The 22,706-nt window shown below is 72.4% G+C and carries 24 protein-coding genes; 16 read left to right on the top strand and 8 right to left on the bottom strand.

Annotated elements, in window-relative coordinates:
• The first annotated feature begins 11 nt into the window (after positions 1–11).
• Both BJ992_RS25260 and BJ992_RS25255 read left to right on the top strand, forming a co-directional pair.
• Positions 12–821, top strand: a complete 810-nt coding sequence (locus tag BJ992_RS25260; RefSeq protein ID WP_184985114.1) for a class I SAM-dependent methyltransferase — start codon at positions 12–14, stop codon at positions 819–821.
• Positions 818–1,885 carry a lysylphosphatidylglycerol synthase transmembrane domain-containing protein gene (locus BJ992_RS25255; protein ID WP_246496771.1) on the top strand — a complete coding sequence of 356 codons (1,068 nt, stop codon included), beginning with the start codon at positions 818–820 and terminating at the stop codon, positions 1,883–1,885. The genes BJ992_RS25260 and BJ992_RS25255 overlap by 4 nt, the downstream gene beginning before the upstream one ends.
• Here the strand turns inward: BJ992_RS25255 and BJ992_RS25250 are convergent.
• A complete protein-coding gene (locus tag BJ992_RS25250; protein ID WP_184985112.1) occupies positions 1,799–2,527 on the bottom strand; it encodes a creatininase family protein in 729 nt (242 codons plus the stop codon). The genes BJ992_RS25255 and BJ992_RS25250 overlap by 87 nt on opposite strands.
• A 137-nt stretch (positions 2,528–2,664) precedes the next feature.
• Between BJ992_RS25250 and ribA the strand changes: the two genes are divergently transcribed.
• Positions 2,665–3,285, top strand: a complete 621-nt coding sequence (gene ribA / locus BJ992_RS25245; RefSeq protein WP_184988951.1) for a GTP cyclohydrolase II — start codon at positions 2,665–2,667, stop codon at positions 3,283–3,285.
• Positions 3,278–4,075 carry an inositol monophosphatase family protein gene (locus BJ992_RS25240; protein WP_184985110.1) on the top strand — a complete coding sequence of 266 codons (798 nt, stop codon included), beginning with the start codon at positions 3,278–3,280 and terminating at the stop codon, positions 4,073–4,075. Before ribA ends, BJ992_RS25240 begins: the two co-directional genes overlap by 8 nt.
• On the opposite strand, the gene BJ992_RS34415 is transcribed toward BJ992_RS25240, so the two are convergent.
• From BJ992_RS34415 to BJ992_RS25225, 3 genes are all read right to left on the bottom strand, one after another.
• Positions 4,072–6,120 (bottom strand): AAA family ATPase, encoded by a 2,049-nt coding sequence (locus tag BJ992_RS34415; protein WP_184985108.1) that lies wholly within the window; start codon positions 6,118–6,120, stop codon positions 4,072–4,074. The genes BJ992_RS25240 and BJ992_RS34415 overlap by 4 nt on opposite strands.
• A gap of 117 nt (positions 6,121–6,237) precedes the next feature.
• Positions 6,238–6,678 (bottom strand): hypothetical protein, encoded by a 441-nt coding sequence (locus BJ992_RS25230; RefSeq protein ID WP_184985106.1) that lies wholly within the window; start codon positions 6,676–6,678, stop codon positions 6,238–6,240.
• A gap of 108 nt (positions 6,679–6,786) precedes the next feature.
• On the bottom strand, positions 6,787–8,175 hold the full coding sequence (locus tag BJ992_RS25225; RefSeq protein WP_184985104.1) for a S8 family peptidase: 1,389 nt from the start codon (positions 8,173–8,175) through the stop codon (positions 6,787–6,789).
• Between the two features lie 106 nt (positions 8,176–8,281).
• Here BJ992_RS25225 and BJ992_RS34410 point away from each other — a divergent pair, with 106 nt between their 5' ends.
• The 3 genes from BJ992_RS34410 to BJ992_RS25210 all read left to right on the top strand — a co-directional run bounded on the left by BJ992_RS34410 (position 8,282) and on the right by BJ992_RS25210 (position 12,279).
• On the top strand, positions 8,282–10,891 hold the full coding sequence (locus BJ992_RS34410; protein ID WP_221474968.1) for a CHAT domain-containing protein: 2,610 nt from the start codon (positions 8,282–8,284) through the stop codon (positions 10,889–10,891).
• A 132-nt stretch (positions 10,892–11,023) separates the two neighbouring features.
• Entirely contained in the window at positions 11,024–11,698 is a 675-nt protein-coding gene (locus BJ992_RS25215) for an RNA polymerase sigma factor (protein WP_246497544.1), read from the top strand.
• Positions 11,695–12,279: a hypothetical protein gene (locus BJ992_RS25210; RefSeq protein ID WP_184985100.1), complete on the top strand. Its 585-nt coding sequence runs from the start codon at positions 11,695–11,697 to the stop codon at positions 12,277–12,279. The genes BJ992_RS25215 and BJ992_RS25210 overlap by 4 nt, the downstream gene beginning before the upstream one ends.
• Before the next feature lie 36 nt (positions 12,280–12,315).
• On the opposite strand, the gene BJ992_RS25205 is transcribed toward BJ992_RS25210, so the two are convergent.
• Positions 12,316–13,041: a hypothetical protein gene (locus BJ992_RS25205; protein WP_184985097.1), complete on the bottom strand. Its 726-nt coding sequence runs from the start codon at positions 13,039–13,041 to the stop codon at positions 12,316–12,318.
• A gap of 142 nt (positions 13,042–13,183) precedes the next feature.
• On the opposite strand from BJ992_RS25205, the gene BJ992_RS25200 reads away from it, so the two are divergent.
• From BJ992_RS25200 to BJ992_RS25170, 7 genes are all read left to right on the top strand, one after another.
• The gene (locus BJ992_RS25200) at positions 13,184–13,546 is read left to right on the top strand and encodes a VOC family protein (RefSeq protein ID WP_184985095.1); all 363 of its coding nucleotides are present in this window, start codon (positions 13,184–13,186) and stop codon (positions 13,544–13,546) included.
• A gap of 24 nt (positions 13,547–13,570) precedes the next feature.
• Entirely contained in the window at positions 13,571–13,693 is a 123-nt protein-coding gene (locus BJ992_RS25195) for a CBS domain-containing protein (RefSeq protein WP_343072845.1), read from the top strand.
• 80 nt (positions 13,694–13,773) lie between these two features.
• Positions 13,774–14,328 (top strand): cysteine hydrolase family protein, encoded by a 555-nt coding sequence (locus BJ992_RS25190; RefSeq protein WP_184985093.1) that lies wholly within the window; start codon positions 13,774–13,776, stop codon positions 14,326–14,328.
• Positions 14,329–14,386: 58 nt separating this feature from the next.
• The gene (locus BJ992_RS25185) at positions 14,387–14,965 is read left to right on the top strand and encodes a GNAT family N-acetyltransferase (RefSeq protein WP_221474966.1); all 579 of its coding nucleotides are present in this window, start codon (positions 14,387–14,389) and stop codon (positions 14,963–14,965) included.
• Positions 14,966–14,969: 4 nt separating this feature from the next.
• On the top strand, positions 14,970–15,443 hold the full coding sequence (locus tag BJ992_RS25180) for a low molecular weight protein-tyrosine-phosphatase (protein ID WP_184985091.1): 474 nt from the start codon (positions 14,970–14,972) through the stop codon (positions 15,441–15,443).
• Between the two features lie 110 nt (positions 15,444–15,553).
• The gene (locus tag BJ992_RS25175) at positions 15,554–15,763 is read left to right on the top strand and encodes a heavy-metal-associated domain-containing protein (RefSeq protein WP_184985089.1); all 210 of its coding nucleotides are present in this window, start codon (positions 15,554–15,556) and stop codon (positions 15,761–15,763) included.
• Positions 15,760–18,015, top strand: a complete 2,256-nt coding sequence (locus tag BJ992_RS25170; protein ID WP_246496770.1) for a heavy metal translocating P-type ATPase — start codon at positions 15,760–15,762, stop codon at positions 18,013–18,015. Before BJ992_RS25175 ends, BJ992_RS25170 begins: the two co-directional genes overlap by 4 nt.
• A 3-nt stretch (positions 18,016–18,018) precedes the next feature.
• On the opposite strand, the gene BJ992_RS25165 is transcribed toward BJ992_RS25170, so the two are convergent.
• Genes BJ992_RS25165 through metE form a run of 3 tightly spaced genes read right to left on the bottom strand, consistent with a single transcriptional unit; the run spans position 18,019 to position 20,950 of the window.
• Positions 18,019–18,417, bottom strand: coding sequence for a PIN domain-containing protein (locus BJ992_RS25165; protein ID WP_184985087.1), 399 nt, complete (start codon positions 18,415–18,417; stop codon positions 18,019–18,021).
• On the bottom strand, positions 18,414–18,662 hold the full coding sequence (locus BJ992_RS25160; RefSeq protein WP_184985085.1) for a hypothetical protein: 249 nt from the start codon (positions 18,660–18,662) through the stop codon (positions 18,414–18,416). The genes BJ992_RS25165 and BJ992_RS25160 overlap by 4 nt, the downstream gene beginning before the upstream one ends.
• Before the next feature lie 47 nt (positions 18,663–18,709).
• Positions 18,710–20,950, bottom strand: a complete 2,241-nt coding sequence (metE, locus tag BJ992_RS25155; RefSeq protein ID WP_184985083.1) for a 5-methyltetrahydropteroyltriglutamate--homocysteine S-methyltransferase — start codon at positions 20,948–20,950, stop codon at positions 18,710–18,712.
• A gap of 92 nt (positions 20,951–21,042) precedes the next feature.
• Here metE and BJ992_RS25150 point away from each other — a divergent pair, with 92 nt between their 5' ends.
• Together BJ992_RS25150 and BJ992_RS25145 are read left to right on the top strand one after the other, a co-directional pair.
• Complete coding sequence (locus tag BJ992_RS25150) at positions 21,043–21,957, top strand: LysR family transcriptional regulator (RefSeq protein WP_184985081.1); 915 nt, start codon at positions 21,043–21,045, stop codon at positions 21,955–21,957.
• A gap of 129 nt (positions 21,958–22,086) precedes the next feature.
• Positions 22,087–22,683, top strand: a complete 597-nt coding sequence (locus BJ992_RS25145) for an Rv1733c family protein (RefSeq protein ID WP_184985079.1) — start codon at positions 22,087–22,089, stop codon at positions 22,681–22,683.
• Positions 22,684–22,706: the final 23 nt, after the last annotated feature.

Here is a 22,706-nt window from a genome sequence, read left to right as displayed (position 1 = left end):
GGGGTGGCGCGATGACCGCCGCCGCGGCCGAGACCCGCTACCCGCCGGAATGGCTGGCTCTGCGTGAGCCCGCCGACGCCGCCGCTCGCGCGACGGACCTGCTGCCTCCGCTGCTCGCGGCTCTCCCCGCCGGTCCGCTGGTGGTGCGCGACCTCGGCTGTGGCACCGGCGCCATGGGCCGCTGGCTGTCCCCCCGCCTTCCCGCGCCGCAGCACTGGGTCCTGCACGACCGCGACCCGCACCTTCTGGGCCTGGCCGCCGCGAGCCTGCGGGGGTCCGGCGTCGCCGTGACCCCCGAGCAGGGGGACGTCACGGCGCTGCGTGCCGACGACCTCGCCGGGACGTCCCTGGTCACCGCGTCCGCGCTGCTCGACCTGCTCACCGCCGCCGAGATGGACGCTCTCGCCGCCGCCTGCGCCGGCGCGGGGTGCGCCGCGCTGCTGACCCTCTCGGTGGCGGGCCGCGTGGAGCTGGACCCGTACGACCCGCTCGACGACGACGTCATGGCCGCGTTCAACGAACACCAGCGCCGTACCGTCGACGGCCGCCGTCTGCTCGGCCCGGACGCGGTCGCCGCCGCCATCAGGGCCTTCACGGTGCGCGGTGCGAACGTGCGCACGCAGCCGAGTCCGTGGCGGCTCGGCCCCGAGCAGCGGGGACTCACGGCGGAGTGGCTGCGCGGCTGGGTCGCCGCCGCCGTCGAACAGGACCGGGATCTCGCGCCGCACACCGAGGACTACCTGCGCCGCAGGCTCGGCACCGCCACGCGGGTCGTCGTCCACCACGACGACCTGCTCGCACTGCCGGAGGTGCGCGCATGACCCGGCTCGCCGTACTGCACCGGTGGGAGATCCCGCCGGCCCCGCGCCTCCCCGCGATGTGGCGGCGCGCCTGGCCGTCGCTGCGGCCGTGGGTGCGGGCCGTCGCGGGGGCCGGCATCCTCGTCGTGCTCGTGGCGCGGCTCGGCACCGGGGCCTTCGTGAACGCGTTCGGCCTGATCGGCGTGCCACAGGTGCTCGCGGCGCTCGGCATCGGCCTGTTCACCACCGTGCTCAGCGTGTGGCGGTGGTCCCTGGTGACCCGCAGGCTCGGCCTGCCGCTGCCGCTGACCACGGCGCTCGGCGACTACTACTGTTCGCTGTTCCTCAACGCGGTCCTGCCTGCGGGGGTGCTCGGCGACGCGCACCGCGCGGTGACGCACGGCAGGAGCGCCGGCGACGTCGCGCGTGCCGTACGCGCGGTGGTGCTGGAACGCACCGGCGGCCAGATCGTGCTGGTCGCGGCGGGTCTGGTCACGCTGGTCGCCGAGCCGTCGCTGGCCGATTCCGTGCTCGGCGGCCTCGCACCCGGCGCCGCGGTCGTGACGGCCGCGCTCGCGGTGGCCGTGGCGGTGGTCGCGCTGGTGGTCCACTCCGGTGGCCGCGCGGCCCGCGCGCTCACCGCGTCCCTGGTGGACGTGCGCCGCGGCCTGCTCGCGCGGGACGCCTGGCCGGGGGTGCTGGCCCTGTCGGCGGCGGCGCTCGCCGGGTACGTGACGCTGTTCCTCGTCGCCGTGCGGGCCGCGGGCTCGGCCGCGCCGGTCGGTGAGCTGCTGCCGTTGCTGTTGCTCGCGCTGCTGGTGATGGCGCTGCCGCTGAACGTCGGCGGCTTCGGGCCGCGCGAGGCGTTCTCCGCGGCGGCGTTCGGCGCCGTCGGGCTCGGCGCGCAGCAGGGCCTCACGGCCGCCGTGGTGTACGGCCTGCTCACCCTGATCGCGGCCCTCCCCGGCGGCGTGGTGCTGGTGCTGCGCCGAGGCGGGTCAGGCCGAAAGGACGGCGAGGTGACTGCCGAAGGACGCGACCAGGGACGCGAGGACGTGCTCACCCTTGCGCGCCGTGGCGAGTGACGGCCGGCCGATGACGCCGGACTCGGTGTACGGGGCCATGCCGAGGGTGAGCAGATGAGGCCGGTCGTCGGCGACGTGGTCGGCCGTCTCCTGGCCGGGCCGCACCAGGTGGGGATGCGCGTGCAGCAACAGGGACGTCTCCAGCTCACCGGCGTGCATGTCGGTCCACGACGAGGTCTCGAGGCCCGCCGCCGCGCGCGCGGTCTCCCAGTCGACGGGCCCCGGGAACAGGCCCATGCGGCGGCCCTTCCCGGCGGCCTCCTGCACGGCGTTTCCGAGCACATAGTTCCCGCCGTGACCATTGATGATGAACAGCCGGTTGATCCCGGATCTGGCAAGCGAGTCCGCAATGTCATAAATGACGGCGTAAAGTGTCGTGGCAGAGATGCTGACCGTTCCGGGCCACGCGGCGTGCTCGTGCTCCTGCGAGCACGAGATGGTCACGGGTGGCAACGGCCGCAGGCCCGGATACGCGGTGGCGAGCGCACCGGCGATCGTGCACGCGACGACGGTGTCGGTCGCCAGGGGGAGGAAAGGCCCGTGCTGCTCGAAGCTGCCGACCGGCAGCAGCGCCACACGTGCGTCCCTCTCCCGTTCGTCGGCGGTCGTGGTCGGCGGCAGCGGATAAACGGAGTCGTTCATAGTGCGCCAGCCTGCGGCGTCGCGCTCGAACACGCAAACCAGGAAGCCGCAGGGAAGTGAGCGTGGACGTGACGAGACGCGGCGAACACCTGGCGGACGAGACGGACGACGGCGAGGACGGCACGGCGGGACACGGCCTGGCCCCCGAGGACGTCGCGGAGGCCGACCTGGTGACCCGCCGCGGCACGTTCCGCACTGTGGCGTTCCGTTCCGGCGGCCATGAGCACCTCGCCATGGTGTACGGCGACGTCGCGCGGCGGCGTGACGTGCTGGTGAGGGTGCACTCCGAATGCGTGACCGGCGACATCTTCGCCGCGATGCGCTGCGAGTGCGGCGACCAGCTCGACGCCGCGCTGACGTCCATCGTCCGCGAAGGCGCCGGGGTGCTCGTGTACCTGCGCGGCCACGAGGGCCGGGGGATCGGCCTGGTCGCCAAGGTCCGCACCCACGTGCTGCAGGACGACCAGGGGCTCGACACGGTGGACTCGGCGACCGTGCTCGGCTTCCCCGTGGACGTCCGCGACTTCGCTCCGGCGGCCGTGGTGCTGAAGTACCTCGGCGTCACGTCGGTCCGGCTGATGTCCAACAACGCCGACAAGATCCGTTCCCTTGAGGAGCACGGCGTCGAGGTGAGTTCCCGGGTGCCGCTGCTCGTGCAGGCCACCGACCACAACATCCGCTACCTGACCGCCAAACGCGACCGCCTCGGCCACGACCTGCCGCACCTTCCCGCACGCGCCGGCGGCGCCGGTGGCTGAGACGTACGCCGACCTGCTGCCGATCGCACGCGAAGCCGTCGCCATAGCGCGCCGCATCATCGTGAGCCGCGTCCCCGACACGGTGATGACCAAAGGCGACCGCGACATGGTCACCGACGTCGACCTGCGGGTCGAGGAGGCGGTCCGGGACTTCCTGACCGTCGAGACCCCCGGCGTCGGCATCCTCGGCGAGGAGCGGGGCCGCACCGGCGGCGACGCGCTGTGGTGGGCCCTCGACCCGGTGGACGGCACCGCCAACCTCTCCCACGGCAGCCCGCTGTGCGGGGTGTCGCTGGCCCTGGTGGAAGGCGACCAGGGAGTCCTCGCCGCACTCGACCTGCCGTTCGTCGGCACCTCCTACAGCGCGGTCACCGGCGGCGGCGCGTACGCCGGCGACGAGCGCATCGCCGTCTCCGGCGCCACGGAGCTGATCGACGCCATGGTCTCGGTCGGGGACTTCGCCGTCGGCCCCGGCGCCGGCCCCAAGAACCGGCTGCGGCTGGCGCTGCTGGCCCGTCTCGGCGAGCGCGCTCAGCGCGTCCGCATGTTCGGCAGCGCCGCCATCGACCTGACATGGGTCGCGCACGGCAAGCTGGAGGCCTGCGTCATCCTGTCCAACCTGCCGTGGGACACCATGGCCGGCGCTCTGCTGGTCCGCGAGGCCGGCGGCCTGACCCTCGACCTCGACGGCACCCCGCACACCACCGCCTCCGCCGCGACCATCGCCGTCTGCCCCGGCCTGCGCGACACCCTCATGGACGTGCTGCGCGAGGCCGCGGCGGCGTCCTAAGGCTGCTTCCGCAGGCGGGCCGCGAGCGCCGTGCGCGAGTTGACGCCGAGCTTGGCGTAGACGTGGCCGAGGTGGTACTCGATCGTCTTCACGCTGAGCCCCATCGTCCGCGCGATCTGCTTGTTCGCCATCCCGGTGAGCACGAACCCCGCGACGGCGCGTTCCTGCGGGGTGAGCGCCGCGACCGGCCCGGGAACGGGACCGGCGCGGCCGCACGCGGCCAGTTCGCGGTCGCACCGATCGAGGAACGGTACGGCGCCGAGCCGTTCCAGTGTGCTCCGCGCGGACGCCAGCCGTGCCGCCGCGCCGTTCCTGCCGTGCGTGCGCCGCAGGAACTCCCCGTACGTCAGCTCGATCCAGGCGCGCTCGAACGGCATCGCCGTGCGGCCGATGTGGTCGAGCGCCTGCTCGAACGACGCCACCGCGTCCGCGGTGCGGCCCCGCGCGGCGAACCACGTGCCGCGAGCCCGTGCGGCACCGGCCGGCGGCTGGTCGCGTCCCGCCTTCTCGTACGCGACCAGCACCGCCTCCGCCTCGTCGTACCGTCCGAGCGCGGTCAGCGCGTCGGCGAGCAACCCCCGCCATGGGATCACCTCCGCGTCCATGAGCTCCGCGGGCCCGTTCGTCTCGGTGAGCGGAGCGAGGACGGCGACCACGGCCTCCGGGTCACCCGCCACCGTGGCGATCCAGCCCTCCGCGTGCGCGACGAACCAGGCCGCCGCGACCGTCAGCGGGTGCCGTCTCGCGGCCTCCACCTCGGCCCGGGCCGGGCCTAGTTCTCCTCGCGCCGCGTACGGCAGCGCGCGGGTCGCGTGGACGTACGGCGTGAGCCAGACCTGGTCGTGGTCCTCCTCGGCCGACAGCACGGCCGCACCGAGCGCGATCGCCTCGTCCCAGCGGCCGAGGCGGTACTCGGTCGCCGACAGCAGCGCCGTGGCGAGCAGCCGGTGCGGCACCGAGCGCTCGCGCGCGACGGTCTCCGCGAGTTCGCGCCGTGCCTCCACCAGGTCGTCACCCCATGGTCGCGGCCCACCCCGTCCGGTCAGCGCCGCCGCCACCCAGTGGGCCCGTGACCGTTCCCGTGGCCCGAGCGACTGGCGCACCGAGGCCCGCACCAGTGGATGCGGGAACCCGGCACGCGTCTCACCTCCGGCGTACCCGCAGGTCAGCAGCCCTCGTGCGACGGCTTCCTCAACCGCGTCCATCGGATCGCGCAGGCCCGCTACCCACGCGGCGTCCCGCAACGCGCACGACTCACCGAACACGCTCGCCGCGCGCACCAGCCGCCGAGCGTCCTCACCGGCGGCGCCGAGCGCGGCCAGCACGGCACGCGCGTACGCGTCAGGTGCCGGCAGGTCCGCATCGGGGTCGGCGAGCACGTCCGGCGGGGTCTGCCGCAGCACGGCGGTGGCGTACAGCGGGTTGCCCCCGGTGTGCGAACGCAGCCGCGCCAGCGCCGAAGCGTCGAGGCGGCCGTGGCCGAGCAGCGCGCCGAGTTCCCCGAGCTCGTCCGTGGTCAGCCCGGCCGGCCTGATCCGCAGCGACGCCTCGCGGGTGAACAGACGCCGTGGTCCCTCCGGCAGGTCGGCAGCCTCCGGCACGACGACGACCGTGAGGACGCGGCCGGTGCGCAGGCGACGCAGCGCGAAGGTCAGCGCCTGCAGGGACGTGCTGTCGGCCCACTGCGCGTCGTCCACGACCACGGCCACCGGTGCGTGCTCCCCGTGCTCCCCGGTCGCGCCGAGCGCGCCGAGCAGCGCCGTCCCCACCGCCGCCGCTCCCGCCTCCGTGGGGAACGGCGTGTCCGTGAGCTGCGACGCGACGCCGTAGGCGATCGCCTTCTCGGTCTCGTCCCCGCCGGCACGCAGCACGCGGAAGCCGGCCGCCCCGTCCAGAGCGCGCCGCACCAGAGCGGACTTCCCGATGCCGGGTGGTCCCTCCACCAGCACGAGCCGGGGCCGGCCGGTCCGGGCCAGGTCCGTCTCCGCTGTGATCGCGGCGATCTCCGGGCCGCGTCCCACGAATACCTGGGTGGTGATTGTCACGCTTCATTACGAGGGACGAGGGCCCGTCCTGATACATGCCGTGCCGGATCCGGCCAGGAGACGCGGGAGGCGGGTGGCCGTCCTGCCGGCCACCCGCCTCCTTGGTGCGCGGTCACGTCACTGCTGGATGGCGACCAGGCCGCAGTTGACGTTGCCTCCCATGCCTCCCGGTGCGCCGGCCGCGTTCAGGTAGCTCAGCGACGCGACGATCTGGTACGAGCTGCCGCCAGGCGAGGCGGGCAGACCGGCGGGGAAGTTGATCGTGCTGCTGTAGGTGCCGTTGGCCGGGGTGAGGGGGACCTGCAGCGGCGGCGAGGGGACGAAACCGTCGTTCGGCCCGCCGATCTCGTCGAACAGGACCCGCAGCACCCAACGACCGGTGATCATCGAAACCGCGCCTCCGCTGAGTTCCCAGCGGTACCGCACCCCGAAGGGCTGGTTGGCCTGGATGACGTCGGTCGGCGGGTTGCCGTTGGTGTCCACCACCTGTGCCTCGATGATCCCGGACAGCGCCGTGGGGGCGAAGCCCGGCGGGATCTGGAAACTGCCTGTTGCCATGACCTTCTCCTCCTTGTCGCGATCGAACGGTTCGACGGTAACGAGGCAGGTCAGTGGCGCGGACCGGGTGTGGTCCCGGGGAAACCCCTGGCGACCGTCACCCCGGGGTCAGGGAGAGCCGGCGGCCGGCCAGCCGGGTGGGAGGAGCACCGGTTCGCCTGTGGCGGCGCGCCGGCCGGGGGCCTCGGCCTTGGCGAGAAGCTCGTTGACGGCCTTGACGGCGGACATGCCGGAGGTACGGGACATGGTGGCGGCGATGAGGCCGGCGACGACGGGTGCCGCGAAGGACGTGCCGCTCCACCTGGCCATGCCGTCGAATGTGGTCTGCGTGTACTGGCCGGGGGACTCCACGCAGGTGCAGCCGGCGTAGGACGGGACCGGAGGCCGGAGATGGAGGCAATGGTCGCTGTACGGCTCCTTGTACGCGTACCGGCCCCAGCCGAAGGCGTTGACCAGCCATTCGCCGGGGGCGAAAACCGTTACCCAGTCTCCGTAATTCGTGAAACATGTTCGCTGCTGACGTCCGACGGCATATCTCCGCAAGGCACCCACCGCTATCACTTGCGGATATTGCGCTGCATAGGCGGCAGGCCAGAAGAGGTTGGTGCTTCCGTCGTTCCCCGCGGCGGCCACCAATACCGTGTCGGGGTGTTTCTCCAGTTCCTGGATAAACCTCTCCAGCCCAAGAGGAGGAAGTGACAATCGCGTCGGGGAACCCCATGAGAGATTGACGATGTCGGGCCATGCGTCGTTGTGCGCGAGCTGCCATCCGGCGAGCGTGGGAAGCAGTATGTCCACCAGGTTGTCCTCGCAGATGCCTCCGGCGTTGAGCAGCGCGTTGGACACGCCGAACTTGACGCGTGGCGCCACGCAGCGCAGCACTCCGGCGATGAAGGTGCCGTGGCCTTCGTACTGCTGGATCCCGGGTCGCGGGTCGTCGAGCGACAGCCAGGGATCCGGGCCGCCTTTCAGCCATGGGTGCTCGCGTTCGTAGCCGTCCACGAGACCGGTGTCGATGATGAGCACGGTGACACCCTCTCCGGCGCACCGGTCGCAGTTCCACTCCGGCAGCGGGTCCGGACATCCGCACACGACCTGCGGTTCACCGGAGGGACAGGCGGCCACGGGGGAGATCGAGAAGATGTGGTTCGGGGTCGCCTTCCCGGCCCCGATGAGCGTGTCCAGCCGCTTGAGGAGGTACAGCACATCGCCGTGGACGCGCATGCGCACCACCGTGCGCTCCGCGGAGTCCGGGGTGAGGACCTCGTCGAGCCGGTCCTGCCGGGGGACGTCGTCGGACCGGTAGATCTCCTGCAGGGCCCTGCGGACCTGAGGCAGGTCGATGCGCCGGGTGAGCAGATGACCCGGCTCGTACAGGAATGTGGCCTTGCCGGACCCGTTCGTGGCGATGCCGACGTGGTCCTCGCCGAACGCTGTTCGGATTGTCTCGACCTGTGCCTTCAATCGCGCCTCGGCGGGGTCCAGGGGGTGTGCCATGTGCGCCTCGCAACCGGAAAGGCGGGAAATTCATGTGGACGCTCAGGATTCAAAGTCATACCATGGCGTGGTGTCGGGGACAAATATTAATATCAGTGGGATCGGTGTGACTGCGGAGAAATTACTGACTCTCGCCTATTCACGTCCACGGGAGGCGCTGTCAGCCGCGCGGTCGTTCCTCGGCACCCTTCCCGGCCCTTATGACGCGTCCATCGCGCACCAGGCGATCGGCATCGTGCTGCGTGAGTTCGGCGATTCACGCGCCGCCGCGAAAGAAATCCGACGCGCTTTACGACTGGCCCGCGCCGCACACTGCCCCGACCGCGAAGCCGACGTGCTGGCCACCCTCGGCGTCGCGCTCACCGCCTCCGGCGACACCGCCGGCGGGCTCGCCGCGCTCGACGCGGCCGTGGCCACCGGCGGCGGACACACGGCCGCGCGTGCGCTGTACCGGCGCGGTTACGTGTTGCGCGTCCTCGGACGGCACCGCGAGGCGCTCGCCGACCTCAGCCGTTCCGCGGTCGCGCTCGAAGCGGCGGGGGACGGGCTGTGGACGGCCCGCGCGCTCACGGCCCGCGCGCTGATCAACCTCGCGCTCGGCGCCACCGGCCGCGCCGACGCCGACCTGCTGGTCGCCGACGCACTGCTCGCCGCCACCGGCCAGGAACTCGAGGCGGCGTTCGCCGTGCACAACCGGGGCCTCGTGGCGTTCCGCGCCGGGGACCTGCCGTCGGCTCTCGACCACCTGGACGAGGCCGGTCGCCGCTACCAGGCGCTGCACACCCCGATGCCGGATCTCGCCATCGACCGGTGCGCCGTCCTGCTCGCCGCCGGCCTGACCCGCGAAGCCGCCGAAGGCTCCGCCGAGGCCGTGCGCGTGCTCGACCGCGAGAACGGCCAGGCGACCAAGCTCGCCGAACTGCGCCTCGCCGCCGGCCGCGCCGCGCTCGCCGCCGGCGACCCCGCCGCCGCGCTCCACCACGCCACCGCCGCCACCCGCCTCTTCACCCGCCAGCGACGCGAATGGTGGTCCCTGCACGCACGCCTCCTCACCTACCAGTCCCGCTTCGCGATGACCTGCGGCGGGGGCACCGCGGTCACTCCACGCATGGCGCGTGCGGCCGCGGCGCTCGGGGAGCGGCTCGCCGCCGCCGGGTCGCCGGACGCGGTGCAGGCGTACCTGCTCGCGGGACGTGTGGCGCTCGCGGCCGGTCGTGACGCCGAGGCCGACCGGTACCTCGCGACCGCCGCGCGCGGCCGCGCCGCCGGCCCGCCGCTCGCACGGGCCGGCGGCTGGCTCGCCGAGGCGCTGCGTGCCGGTGGCGGCACCCGCCGCACGCTGGCCGCGTGCCGCCGCGGCCTGGACCTGCTCGACGCGCACCGCCTCACCTTCGGCTCGGCCGAGCTGCGGGCCGGCGCCACCCTGCACGGCACCGAGCTGGCCGCGATCGCGTTGCGCGCGGCGGCCCGCTCCGGCCGTCCCCGCGCCTTACTGGCGTGGAGCGAACGCTGGCGGGCCACCGCGCTCACCACCCCCGCCGCGCGTCCCCCCGACTACCCCGAACTGCGCGCCGACCTCGCCGCCTTCCGCGAGGTCGCCTGCCTGGCGGACGCCGCGCGAGCCGGCGGCGCGACCGCCACCGTCCTGGAACGCGACCGGCGCCGCCTGCAGCAACGCATCCGCGCACGCCTGCTGAAGCTGCGCGGCGACCCACGCGACGGCCCCCGCCGCCTCGACCCCGGCGCGCTGCTGCGCGAACTCGGCGAGGCGACCCTCGTCGAGCTGACCGATGTCGACGGCGTGCTGCACGTACTGGTGTGCGGCGGCGGACGGGTCCGCCACACCGTCGCGGGGCCGCTCGCCGACGCCGAGCACGAGCTGAGGTTCGCGAGGCTCGGCCTGACCCGGCTGGCGTACGACGGCGCGTCCCGTACGCGGGTGCACGAGCTGCGTCTCCTCGACAGTGCCGCGGGCCGCCTGCAGACGCTGCTGCTCGGCGGCGCCGTACGGCACCTCGGCGACGGTCCCGTGGTGCTCGTGCCGCCGAGCAGCCTCGACGGCGTGCCGTGGCCCATGCTTCCGGCGCTGCGCGACCGCGTCGTCAGCGCCGCGCCGTCGGCCCTGGCGTGGATGCGCGCCAGGCGCACGCCGCCACCCGCCAACCGGGACGTCGTCCTGGTGCGCGGGCCGGGTCTTTCCACCCGCGGCGCCGAGGTGGACCGCATCGCCGAGGCGTACGGCCACGCCACCGTGCTCGGCGACGGCAAAGCCACCTCGTCCCTGGTGCTGCGGGCCATCGAGGGCACCTGGCTCACCCACATCGCCGCTCACGGGGACTTCCGCGCCGACAGCCCCCTGTTCTCGTCCCTGCGTCTCGACGACGGCCCGCTGATCGCGCACGACCTGGAACGCCTCGGCCAGGCCCCGTACCGCCTGGTCCTGCCGTGCTGTGACTCCGGCCGCCTCGCACGCGCCGGCGCCGACGAACTCCTCGGCCTCACCGCGGCCCTGCTGCCACTCGGCACCGCCGGTGTGATCTCCCCGGTGGTCCCGGTGAACGACGCCGCCACCGTCCCCCTGATGATCGCCTTGCACGACGCACTGAGAGAAGGCCTCTCCATGCCTGCCGCCCTCCACCGTGCCAGGAACACGACCTCCGAGAACGCCGTCGACCACGTCACCGCCTGGTCGTTCGCCGCACTCGGCGCCGGATGACGAGCCGTTCCGCGGGACGGCCGGACGTACCGGCGACGCCGGTGAAGCGTTTCCCGCGACGGCCGGCCGGACCACGGACGTATCCCAGGACGGGGCCCCTTCTCTCCTTCTATGACGAAGGAGTCGAACGTGATGATCGTGGACGGCGGCGAGGCCGTGACCTCCCCGTTATGCGGCAGGCGTATCGGTGAAGTGATGGACGGCACCCCCACCATGCCGGCCGGGACCGCCGGTCGCGGCGCCGAGCGCCGTACCCGCCTCGCGGACCTGCTCACCCAGGCCAGGGACGGCGACCGCGACGCACTCGGCCACATCGTCACCGAACTCACCCCGGTTCTGTGGCACACCGTCCGAGCCCAGGGCCTGACCTACCAGCAGGCGCAGGACGCCGTACAGCTCACCTGGCTGGCCCTGGTCCGCCACCTGCACACCATCAGGACCCCCGCCGCGCTCGTCGAATGGCTCGTCACGACGGCCCGCCGCGAGGCCTGGCACCTGCGCTCGGCGAGCCGGGAGACCGAACTGACCGGTGACGCCGTCTTCGCCGCGATCCCCGACCCCGCCGAGTCCCCCGATCACCACCTCCTGCGTGACGAACGCGACCGGCTCCTGTGGTCCGCCGTCTCCCGCCTCCCCGCACGCTGCCGCGACCTGCTCCGCGTCGTCGCCTTCGTCCACCGTCCCGACTACGACGCCGTCTCCACGGCTCTCGACATGCCACGCGGCAGCATCGGCCCCACCCGATCCCGCTGCCTCACCAAACTCCGCACACTCCTCACCGAGGACCCCCGCTGGACCGCGTCATGACTCCTCACGACCCCACCCCTGACCACCCCGGCGATGACGCTCCTCGCGACGACATCTCCTGCGACCCCTCCCCGCGCGACGACCGCGACCCACCCGCCGACCCTGGCCCCGTCCCCGGCACCTCTCCGGACATCGACGACGTCCTTCTCCTCGACGAGATACGCCGCCTCTACACCGCCGCCGACCCCGTCCCCCCGGACCTGGCCGACCTCAGCCGCTTCGCCGTGGACCCCCACCCCGCCGACGCCGACCTCCTCCGTCCCCGCGAGTCCCTCCCCCTCCCGGCCGCCGCCGTACGCGGTCCGAACGACCTGCGCACCCTCACCTTCGAAACCTCCACCCTCACCATCGCCTTGACCATCGCCCCCCTGACCCCCACCACCGCACGCCTCGACGGCTGGATCGCCCCCGCCACCCCCTGCCACCTGACCTTGCGCACCCCCACCGAAACCCTCACCACCACAGCCGACCCCCACGGCCGATTCCTCTTCGAACACACCCCCCGAGGACCGGCCCAGCTCACCGTCCACGACCTCGGCGACGAGGCCCCTGCGGCGGTGAGCCCGGCACTGGTGCTCTGAAGGTCGGTGACCGAGTCTGCCGGTCGAGCTTGCGGACTAGCGGAGCTCGGCGAGTTCGTGGCTGACGAAGGTGTACTTGTGCAGGAAGTTGTAGCCGTCGTCGAGGAAGGCGTAGAAGTTCAGGTCCCAGAAGGGGCTGTCCGAATCCGCCGAGAGGTCCTTGACGGGGGAGGTGCCGGGGGCTTTCGACTGCTGACGTGCGTACCAGACGTCGATGACGAAGCAGTCCGGGCCGTAGGTCTTCAGGTTCTTGTAGTCGCCGTCGGCGCGGCCGACCACCACGTAGGCGTGGCCGCCGCCGCCGAGGTCGGGGAGGTTGAGAAGCTCGACCTTCACATCGCGGCCGAGGAGATTGGGCTGGTCGGCCAGCATGCCGATGACGCAGCAGGCGAAGAGGGTGCAGTTGGCGCTTTCCAGGCTGCGGTAGTTGGCGCGGCCGACCTGGACGTACTTCTTCCTGAGCGCCTTCTTCGCCTCGGCCAGGTTCTCCGCGGTCACCGCGCCGCCGAGACCGGCGGCCGCTCCCAGGCTGATGAGTTGCGCGCGCTTCAGCTCGGAGAAGACCTGGTTGTCGGGAAGGACCTCGGGGACGCTTGAGGACCCCACCGGGGCCGTGATGGCCGCGAGGTCGACATCCTTGTCGGCGACGCCGTCCGGCCAGGGGTTCCAGACCTTGGCCGTGACCATTTTCGTCCTCTTCAACGCCTCCTGGACGGCCGCCATGCGTTGCTGCTTGGCGTTGGCGAAGGAGTTCTCGGCCATGAACATCTCCTCGGGGTTCCGGGTGAACTCCGATCGTCGCGTTGGATCGCTCCACAAAACAATGAAATGACCTTATGTGGCCATTCAAGCCACCAAGGTGAACCTGACAGCCCCTGACAGGTACGTCAGTGAGGATGCTCGTATGACGACTAGAGCGACCTTCGTCGCGGTGACCCTGGACTGTGCCTCTCCGAAGGAACTGGCCGGGTTCTACGCCGCGATCACCGGATACGAGACCCAGTACGCCTCCGACGACTACGCCTACATCGGGGACGAGACGCACGCCATCGGCTTCCAGCGGGTGGACGAGCGCAAGCCGGCCGCGTGGCCGGGGCCGGACAAGCAGTTCCACCTGGACTTCCGGGTGCCGGACGTGGAGCAGGCGGTGCGTGACTACGTCGGGCTCGGCGCGACCAGGCCGGACTTCCAGCCGGGGGACGGGGCCTGGGTCGTGCTGGCCGATCCGGAGGGACATCTGTTCTGCGTGTGCCCGCCGCGTACCTGACAGCGGTGTGATCCTGCGCACCAGGTGCGCCGGCTTCCCGTCATCGACGGCCACAAGCTCGTCGGCATCGTCGCGCTCGCCGATGTGGCGCGCGCGCTTCCCGACCGGCCCGTCGGCGAACTGGTGGACGCGCTCACCGAGAAGTGATGGGGTCTCTCGGGGTTCCGGCCGCGGCAGGCGGCCGGGCCCCGGGTGAGACGTCCGGGACTTCGGGTAAGGGGCTGAGCATGGGGGCGACAGCGCTGATCGTCGTGGACATGCTCAACCCGTACGACCACGAGGACGTGGACCTGCTCGTGAAGAGCGCCGAGCGGGTCGTGCCGCCGCTCGCGCGGCTGGTGCGGCAGGCCCACGACCGGGACGACATCGATCTGATCTACGTCAACGACAACCACGGCGACTTCACCGCGTCCCGCGACGAGATCACCGACCGTGCGCGCGAAGGGGAACGGCCCGACCTGGTGGAGCCGTTGCTGCCGCCGGCCGACTGTCCTTTCCTCCCGAAAGTCAGGCACAGCGCCTTCTTCGGCACATCCCTGGAGTACCTGCTCCACCACCGCGAGGTCGAGACGATCATCCTGACCGGCCAGGTCACCGAGCAGTGCGTCCTGTACACGGCGCTCGACGCCTACGTGCGCCACTACTCGATCATGATCCCCCAGGACTGCGTGGCCCACATCCACCCGGACCTCGCCGACGCCGCGCTGCGCATGATGGAACGCAACATGCGCGCCGTCATCACCGCCTCGGAGGGCTGCCTCGACGAGGACTGCCTCAGCTGACCCAGCGCCTGCCGCGTACCGGGAAAACGTTTGCGGTCCCCACGTCGCCGATGGTCGGATGCACGACGTGACCGCGTACCTGGAAACCGCGCGACTGCGCCTGCGCCGCCTCACCGAGGCCGACGCGGAGGCGCTCGCCGCCTTGCACGGCGACCCCCGCGTGATGCGCCACATCGACGACGGCCGTCCCGTCCCCCGCCACGTCGTGCTGTCGGAGACCCTCCCCGCACTCCTGCGCGAATACCGGGAACGACCTCCCCGGCTCGGCTGCCTGGCCGCCGTGGAGAAGACGACCGGCGATTTCCTCGGCTGGTTCTCGCTGCGTCCCGCCACGACCCGCGGCCTGCACGACGGCACCGAGCTGGGTTTCCGTCTCCTCCCCGCCGCATGGGGTCGCGGTTTCGCCGCGGAAGGCGCACGGGCCCTGGTACGCGAGGCCTTCACCGCTCTGGACGCCGATCGCGTCGTGGCCACCACCATGACGGTCAACCACGCCTCCCGCCGCGCGCTGGAGAAGGCGGGCCTCAGACTGGTCAGGACCTTCTTCGAGGAGTGGCCGGAGTACATCGAAGGCGCCGAGCACGGCGACGTGGAGTACGCGCTGGACCGGGAGGAATGGACGTTGCAGCAGACTTGAGTGCATGAGTCATCGTGTCTGCCTGGTGTGCCTGGGGAACATCTGCCGATCACCCATCGCCGAGGTGGTCGTACGCAGGGTGCTTGAGGAGCGCGGCCTGGGTGAGGTGGTCACCGTGGACAGCGCGGGGACCGAGGGGTGGCACGCGGGGCGGCCCATGGACGAGCGGGCCGCGGCGGTGCTGTCGCGCCATGGGTACGACGGGTCGTCGCATCGTGCGCGGCGGTTCGAGGCGGGCTGGTTCGCGCGCACCGATCTGGTGCTGGCCATGGACGCCGAGAACCTCCGCGCGCTTCGCCGGATCGCTCCCGTCGGGGCCGACCTGCGGCTGTTCCGGTCCTTCGATCCCGCGGCCCCGAGGGACGCAGAGGTGCCGGACCCGTACTACGGCGGGCCCGAGGGGTTCGTCGAGGTCCTGCGCATGGTGGAGGCGGCGGCCGAGGGGCTGGCGCTGCATCTGGAGCGCGTCGTGCGCTGAGGCGCGTACGGTCGCATCGCTGTTCCGGGGACGCCGGCCCCTCCGGTCGATATACCTAGGGGGGGTAGGGTGTATGGTGGTGAGACAGCCGATGGAAGGAATGATCCCCGATGACCGCCACGTACACCGTCAAGGGAATGACCTGTGGTCACTGTGTCAGCTCGGTGCAGGAGGAGGTCGGCGCCGTCCCCGGTGTGACCGGTGTGCGGGTCGATCTCGCGACCGGCATGGTCGTCGTGGAAGGGGACGCGGCGGACGACCATGCCGCGATCACGGCCGCCGTCGAGGAGGCCGGCTACCAGGTGGTAGACCGGTCATGAGGGAAGCGGCGCGGGAGGTGACGAGGATGGCGGGGGACCCCGGCACGGTGGAGCTGGCGATCGGCGGCATGACCTGCGCGTCGTGCGCCAACCGCATCGAGCGCAAGCTCAACAGGCTCGACGGCGTCACGGCCACGGTCAACTACGCCACCGAGAAGGCCAGGGTCGAGTACCCCGGCGGGCTCGACCCGCGCGACCTGATCGCCGAGGTCGAGAAGGCCGGGTACACCGCCACCCTTCCCGCGCCGCCGGAGAGGACCGGCGAACCGGGGGAGCCGGAGGACGAGCTGCGGCCGCTGCGGCAGCGCCTGATCGTCTCCCTGATCCTTTCCGTCCCCGTGATCGCCATGGCGATGATCCCGCCGCTGCAGTTCACCTACTGGCAGTGGCTCTCCCTCACGCTCGCCGCGCCGGTGGTCGTGTACGGCGGGTGGCCGTTCCACCGTGCGGCGTGGACCAACCTGCGGCACGGCGCCGCCACCATGGACACGCTGGTGTCGCTCGGCACGCTCGCCGCGTTCGGCTGGTCGCTGTGGGCCCTGTTCCTCGGCGACGCCGGCCTGCCCGGCATGACCCACGGCTTCGAGTTCACCGCCGAGCGCCTGTCGGGGGGCTCCAACATCTACCTGGAGGCCGCGGCAGGCGTCACCGCGTTCATCCTGGCCGGCCGCTACTTCGAGGCCCGCGCCAAACGGCGCGCCGGTTCCGCGCTGCGCGCGCTGCTCGACCTCGGCGCCAAGGACGTCGCGGTGCTGCGTGACGGCGCCGAGACCCGCGTGCCGAGCGACCTGCTCGTGGCCGGCGACCGGTTCGTGGTGCGTCCCGGTGAGAAGATCGCCACCGACGGCGTCGTCGAGGACGGATCCTCGGCGGTGGACACCTCGATGCTCACCGGCGAGCCGGTCCCCGTCGAGGTGGGGCCGGGTGACGCGGTCACCGGCGCCACCGTCAACTCCGGCGGACGCCTGGTGGTGCGCGCCACCCGGGTCGGCGCCGACACGCGGCTGGCGCAGATGGCGCGGCTCGTGGAGGAGGCCCAGTCGGGGAAGGCGCAGGTGCAGCGGCTCGCCGACCGGGTGTCCGGTGTGTTCGTGCCGGTCGTGATCGCGCTGGCCGTCGGCACGCTCGGCTACTGGCTCGGTGCCGGGGCCGGCGCCGCCGCGGCGTTCACCGCGGCCGTCGCCGTCCTCATCATCGCCTGCCCCTGCGCACTCGGCCTCGCCACCCCGACCGCCCTGCTGGTCGGCACCGGCCGCGGCGCCACCCTCGGCATCCTCATCAAGGGCCCGGAGGTCCTGGAGTCCACCCGCCGCGTCGACACCGTCGTCCTCGACAAGACCGGCACCGTCACCGAGGGCCGCATGACCCTCGTCGAGACCGTCCCCGCCGCCGGCGAGGACCCCGCCGAGATCCTCCGGCTGGCCGGCGCGCTGGAACACGCCTCCGAGCACCCCATCGCGCAGGCCGTGGCCCGCGCCGCCGCCGACGCCGGACCGCTCCCCGTCCCCGAGGACTTCACCAATGTCGAGGGCCTAGGCGTCCAAGGCGTGGTCGACGGCCACGCCGTCCTGGCCGGCCGTCCCCGCCTGCTCGCCGAGTGGTCACAGCCCTTCCCGCCTGAGCTGGAGCGCGCCGTCGCACAGGCCCACGCCACCGCACGCACCGCCGTCGCCGTCGGCTGGGACGGCCGGGCCCGCGGCGTGCTCGTCGTCGCCGACACCGTCAAACCCACCTCCGCCGAAGCCGTCGCCTCTCTGCGCTCCCTCGGCCTCACCCCGTACCTCCTCACCGGCGACAACGAGACCGCGGCCCGCACCGTCGCCGCGGCGGTAGGCATCCCCGCCGGCCACGTCATCGCCGAGGTCCTTCCCGCCGACAAGATGGACGCCGTCAAACGCCTCCAGTCCGAAGGCCGCACCGTCGCCATGATCGGCGACGGCGTCAACGACGCCGCCGCACTGGCCCAGGCCGACCTCGGCCTCGCCATGGGGACCGGCACCGACGCCGCCATAGAGGCCTCCGACCTGACCCTGGTGAGAGGCGACCTCACAGTGGCCGCCGACGCCATCCGTCTGTCCCGCCGCACCCTGGCCATCATCAAGAGCAACCTCTTCTGGGCCTTCGCCTACAACGTCGCCGCTCTCCCCCTGGCCGCCGCGGGCCTCCTCACCCCCATGATCGCCGGCGCCGCCATGGCCCTCTCCTCGGTCTTCGTCGTCACCAACAGCCTCCGCCTCCGCCGCTTCACCTGAGATCTACGGCTCGATGACATGGACAGCGCACCGTGGGCCGATCGCCCGGCTCAGCCGCACATCCATGGTCACCAGAGGGCACCCGAGGGCTTCCGCGGCGGCCACGTAGGTGGCGTCGTAGGCCGTCAGGTTGCCGCGAAGCTCCCATGCCCGTGGTATCAGGCAGTCCTCGGCGATCGTGTCCACGACCATCGCGATCAGGTCGGCGACGGCCTCGTCCGCGGCCTCCTGCGTGATCTTCTTGCCGAGCAGCCGGCCTCGTATCACCGACAGAACTTCGGTCTTGAGCATCGGCGGCCCCGCCCAACGCGAGTCACGCTCCAACACGTCCCACGCGGCTTCGGCCACCGGCCCGGATCCCGTCAGCGCCTCGGCGAGGACGGAGGCGTCGACGACGATCACTCGCCGCCGCCGGGACGTTCCCGCCTGATGTCGTCGAGTTCCGCGACGACGTCACCCGGACGCGCCACGTGACCTCCGGCCCGCCGCCTGGCGCGGGCCAGGACGGCGAGGTTCTGCGCTCGCCGGGCCTCTGTGGTGACCAACTCCAGCAGCAACCCTTGCAATGACAACCCACGCGCTCGGGCCTGTGCCGCGAGAGCGTCCCGTACGCTCTCGGGCACGTCCCTGATCTGCAATGCCACCATGCATGCATTTTACATGCAACGGATCGGCGGACCCACTGTGGACCGGCTCAGCCGCGGGACCGGCTTGTCTCTCCTTCGATGGCGTCACGCAGGTGGTGGGTGGCGGTGACGAGGTTGGTGAGGGCCTCTTCGACCTGGGGGTAGGTGCGGGTCTTGAGGCCGCAGTCGGGGTTGGACCAGACGCGGTCGGCGGGGAGGACGTCCAGGATGGCCCGGAGGGATTTCTCGATCTCTGCGGAGGTGGGGACGCGGGGGGAGTGGATGTCGTAGACGCCGGGGCCGAGGGCTCTGGGGAAGGTTCGCAGGGTGGGGAGGATCCTGCCGGCGGAGCGGGCCGATTCGATGGTGGTGACGTCGGCGTCCAAGGCTTCTATCGCGGTGAGGATCTGGTCGGCCTGGGAGTAGCACAGGTGGGTGTGGATCTGGGTGTGGTCGGCGGCGGACGAGGTGGCGTGGCGGTAGGACTCCACGGCCCAGGTGAGGTATTTCCGCTGGTCGGCCGTGCGGAGGGGAAGGAGTTCCCTCAAGGCGGGCTCGTCCACCTGGATGATCGAGATGCCTGCCTGCTCCAGGTCGCGGACCTCTTCGCGTACGGCTTCCGCCACCTGCATGGTGACGTCGCGCAGGGGGATGTCGCGGCGGACGAAGGACCAGGCGACGATGGTCACCGGGCCGGTGAGCATGCCTTTGACCGGTTTGGGGGTGAGGGAGTCGGCGTACGAGGCCCAGCGCACGGTGATGGGGGCCGGACGGCGGACGTCGCCGTGCAGGATGGGGGGCCGGGTGCACCGTGAGCCGTACGACTGGACCCAGCCGTGGCGGGTGACGGCGAAGCCGTCGAGGTGTTCGGCGAAGTACTGGACCATGTCGTTGCGCTCGGGCTCGCCGTGGACCAGGACGTCCAGGCCCAGGCGTTCCTGCAGGCGGACGACCTGCTCGATCTCGGCGCGCACCCGCTCGTCGTAGGCGGCCTCGTCCAGGCGGCCGGCGGTCAGCTCGGCGCGCGCGGCGCGCAGTTCGCCGGTCTGCGGGAAGGAGCCGATCGTGGTGGTGGGGAGCGGCGGCAGGCGCAGGTGGCGGGCCTGCGCGGCGGCACGCGTCTCGTAGGGGGTGCGGACGGCGGGTGCGGGGGCCGGCGTGGCGGCCGGCGGCGCGGTCACGCGCGGCACGGCCGGGACGGCGCCGGACGGCAGGACGGCGAGGCGGGCCGCGAGGTCCACGACCTCGGCGACCTTCTGGTCGGCGAACGCCAGCCGGCGTACCAGCTCGGGGGAAAGATCGGTCTCGGCGTCCAGGTCGTACGGCACGTGCAGCAGCGAGCAGGACGTGCTCACGCTCACCTGTGCGGCGCGTTCGCGCAGGCCGGCGAGGGTGGCGAGCGCGGTGTCGGCGTCGGTGCGCCACACGTCCCGGCCGGACACCACACCGGCGACGACGGTCTTGCCGGCCAGCGCCTCAGGCAGGTCGCCGAGGTGGTCGTCGCCGCGCACCAGGTCGAGCCCGATGGCCTCCACCGGGGTGCCGGCCAGCACCGGCAGCGCCGGGCCGATGCCACCGAAGTACGTCGCCACGAACAGGCCGGGACGTCCGGTGAGCGCGCCGAGGCGCCGGTACGCGTGCCGTACCGCGTCGAGCTCGGCCTCGGTGCGGTCGGCCGCGAGCGCCGGCTCGTCGAGCTGCACCCAGTCGGCGCCTTCGGCGGCGAGCGCGGTGAGCACGGTCTCGTAAGCGCCGAGCACGTCGTCGAGCCGGTCCAAAGGCACGTCCATGCCTTCGGCGAGCAGCAGGAACGTCACCGGGCCGACCAGCACCGGCCGGGTCGCGACGCCGAGGTCGCGGGCCTCGCGCAGCTCGGCGACCGGCTTGCCGGGGTCGGCCGTGAAGACGGTGTCCGGCCCGATCTCCGGCACGATGTAGTGGTAGTTGGTGTCGAACCACTTGGTCATGCGCAGCGGCGCCACATCGCCGGTGCCGCGCGCCATCGCGAAGTACACCTCGCCGGGGGCGGCGTCCCGGTACCGCCGCGGCACCGCGCCGAGCATCACGGCCGTGTCCAGCACGTGGTCGTACGCCGAGAACGTGTTGGACGGCGGCCGGTCGAGCCCCAGCTCCGCGAGCCGGGTCCACGCGTCGCGCCGCAGTTCCCGTCCGGTGCGCCGCAGCTCGTCGGCGGTGGCGCGGCCGTCCCAGTACGCCTCCAGCGCGCGCTTCAGCTCGCGGCGGCGGCCGATCCTCGGGTAACCGAGCACCGTGGCGGCCGGGAACGGCGAGATGCGTGGCGTGGTCATGCGGACTCCCTGCGACGTGAGGCGGAACGTGACCACGGCATCGTGCCTGGAGACGATCAGCAGCCGATGACATCTATCGACAGCGCTTATGAATGACCGGGTCATACTGGAGCGTGGTCCCGACCCTGCGTGACATCGAATGCTTCGCCGTCGTCGCGAGGCACCTCGGCTTCTCCCGCGCCGCGGCGGAGCTCGGCATGTCGCAACCCGCGGTGAGCCAGTCCGTCGGCCGTCTGGAACGGCAGCTCGGCGTCATGCTGTTCGCACGCACCAGCCGCGCGGTGCGGCTCACCCCCGCCGGCGCCGCGCTGCTGCCGTACGCCGACACGGTGATGGAGACCGCCGCCGCGTTCACCGCCGAGGCCGCCAGGCTGGCCGCGCCACCCCGGCCGTCCATCCAGCTCGCTTATGCACCGCTGGTCGGCGGTCTCGCCGCGCGAGCGGCCCGGCGGCTGGCGGGACGGGAACCCGCCATCGACGTCGAGCTGCGTCCGCTCGGGTGGCGGGCCGCCACCGAGGGCCTGGTGCGCGGGGAGATCCCCGCCGCGCTGCTCAGTGCACCGTTCCCCGTCGGCTGCGCCACCGGCGCGCGTTTCCACGTGACCGTCGCGCATCTGGCCGTGCCGGCCGGTGACCCGCTCGCCGCGCTGCCTCGCGTCACCCCGGCCCTGCTCGGCCGCCACAAGATCCTCCTGCCGCGCGTACGGCCACCCGGCGGCATGTGGGCCCGTCTCGCCGTCACGTTGCGCGGCACGTACCAGCACCACGAGGTGGCCGACGACGTCGACGACTTCGCCGCGCTGCTCGACCTGGTGGCCGCCGGGATCGGTCTGCTGCCGGCGCCTCGCCTGCTCACCGCGTCCATCCGGCGGCCCGATGTCAGATATGTGCCGTTCGACGCGGGGGATCTGCGACTGACCTTCGGCCTCGCGTGGCCCGCCGGCCGTGCGTCGGCCGAGGTCACCACCCTGGTTCACGCCGTTCAGGAAACCCTTTGGACGAGATAGTCCCGGGTTCGTCAGAGGCGGCCCGGAACAGCACTTCAAGGGGAGGTTGCCGTTTCGGCGTGGCAATGCCGCCGATCGGGGAAGGGGACAGGCTGAAACGCGAAAGACCGCAGGTAGGAGGTGGTCCCGATGCGGGACGTGGGCCGATGGGTGATGTGCCGCGTGCGGCTGTACCGGCCGGACGGCAATCCCCTGCGCCGGCGCACCGACCGCGTCGAGGCCCTCGCCGCGCTGGCGTGCGTCCTGATGTTCACCGCGAGCCTGGCGCTGGCGTTCCTCACCGGTAACGCGCTGTACCGCGACGGCCTCGCCGCCGAGCGGTCCGGCCAGTGGGTCGCGGCGCGCGTCCTACGTGACGCGCCGGTGCCGCGCACCTCCATCGACACCGTGCGCACCGAACTGCGCACCCCGGTCTCGTGGGTCGACACCCACAACCGTCAGGTCATCGCCGACGCGCCGGTGTTCCTCGGCACCAAGGCCGGCACGACGGTCCGGGTGTGGCTGGACGCCAAGGGCCGGCCAGGCGGCACGCAGCCCGACCGCGCCATGACGGTGGCCCGCGCGCTCGCCGGCGCGACCGGCGCGGTCACCGTCGCAGGCGGCCTGCTGCTCGGCTGTTTCGCGCTCGTCCGCCGCTCGCTCGACCGCCGCAGGTACGCCGAGTGGGACGTCGCCTGGCTCGCCGTCGCCGGCAAGACCCGCGGCGCCAACCCCGAGACGTCGTGACGCTTACTCCTCGCTAATCCGTG

This window comes from Sphaerisporangium rubeum (assembly GCF_014207705.1).
GTDB lineage: Bacteria > Actinomycetota > Actinomycetes > Streptosporangiales > Streptosporangiaceae > Sphaerisporangium > Sphaerisporangium rubeum.
This window is presented reverse-complemented; position numbering and strand designations above follow the sequence as displayed.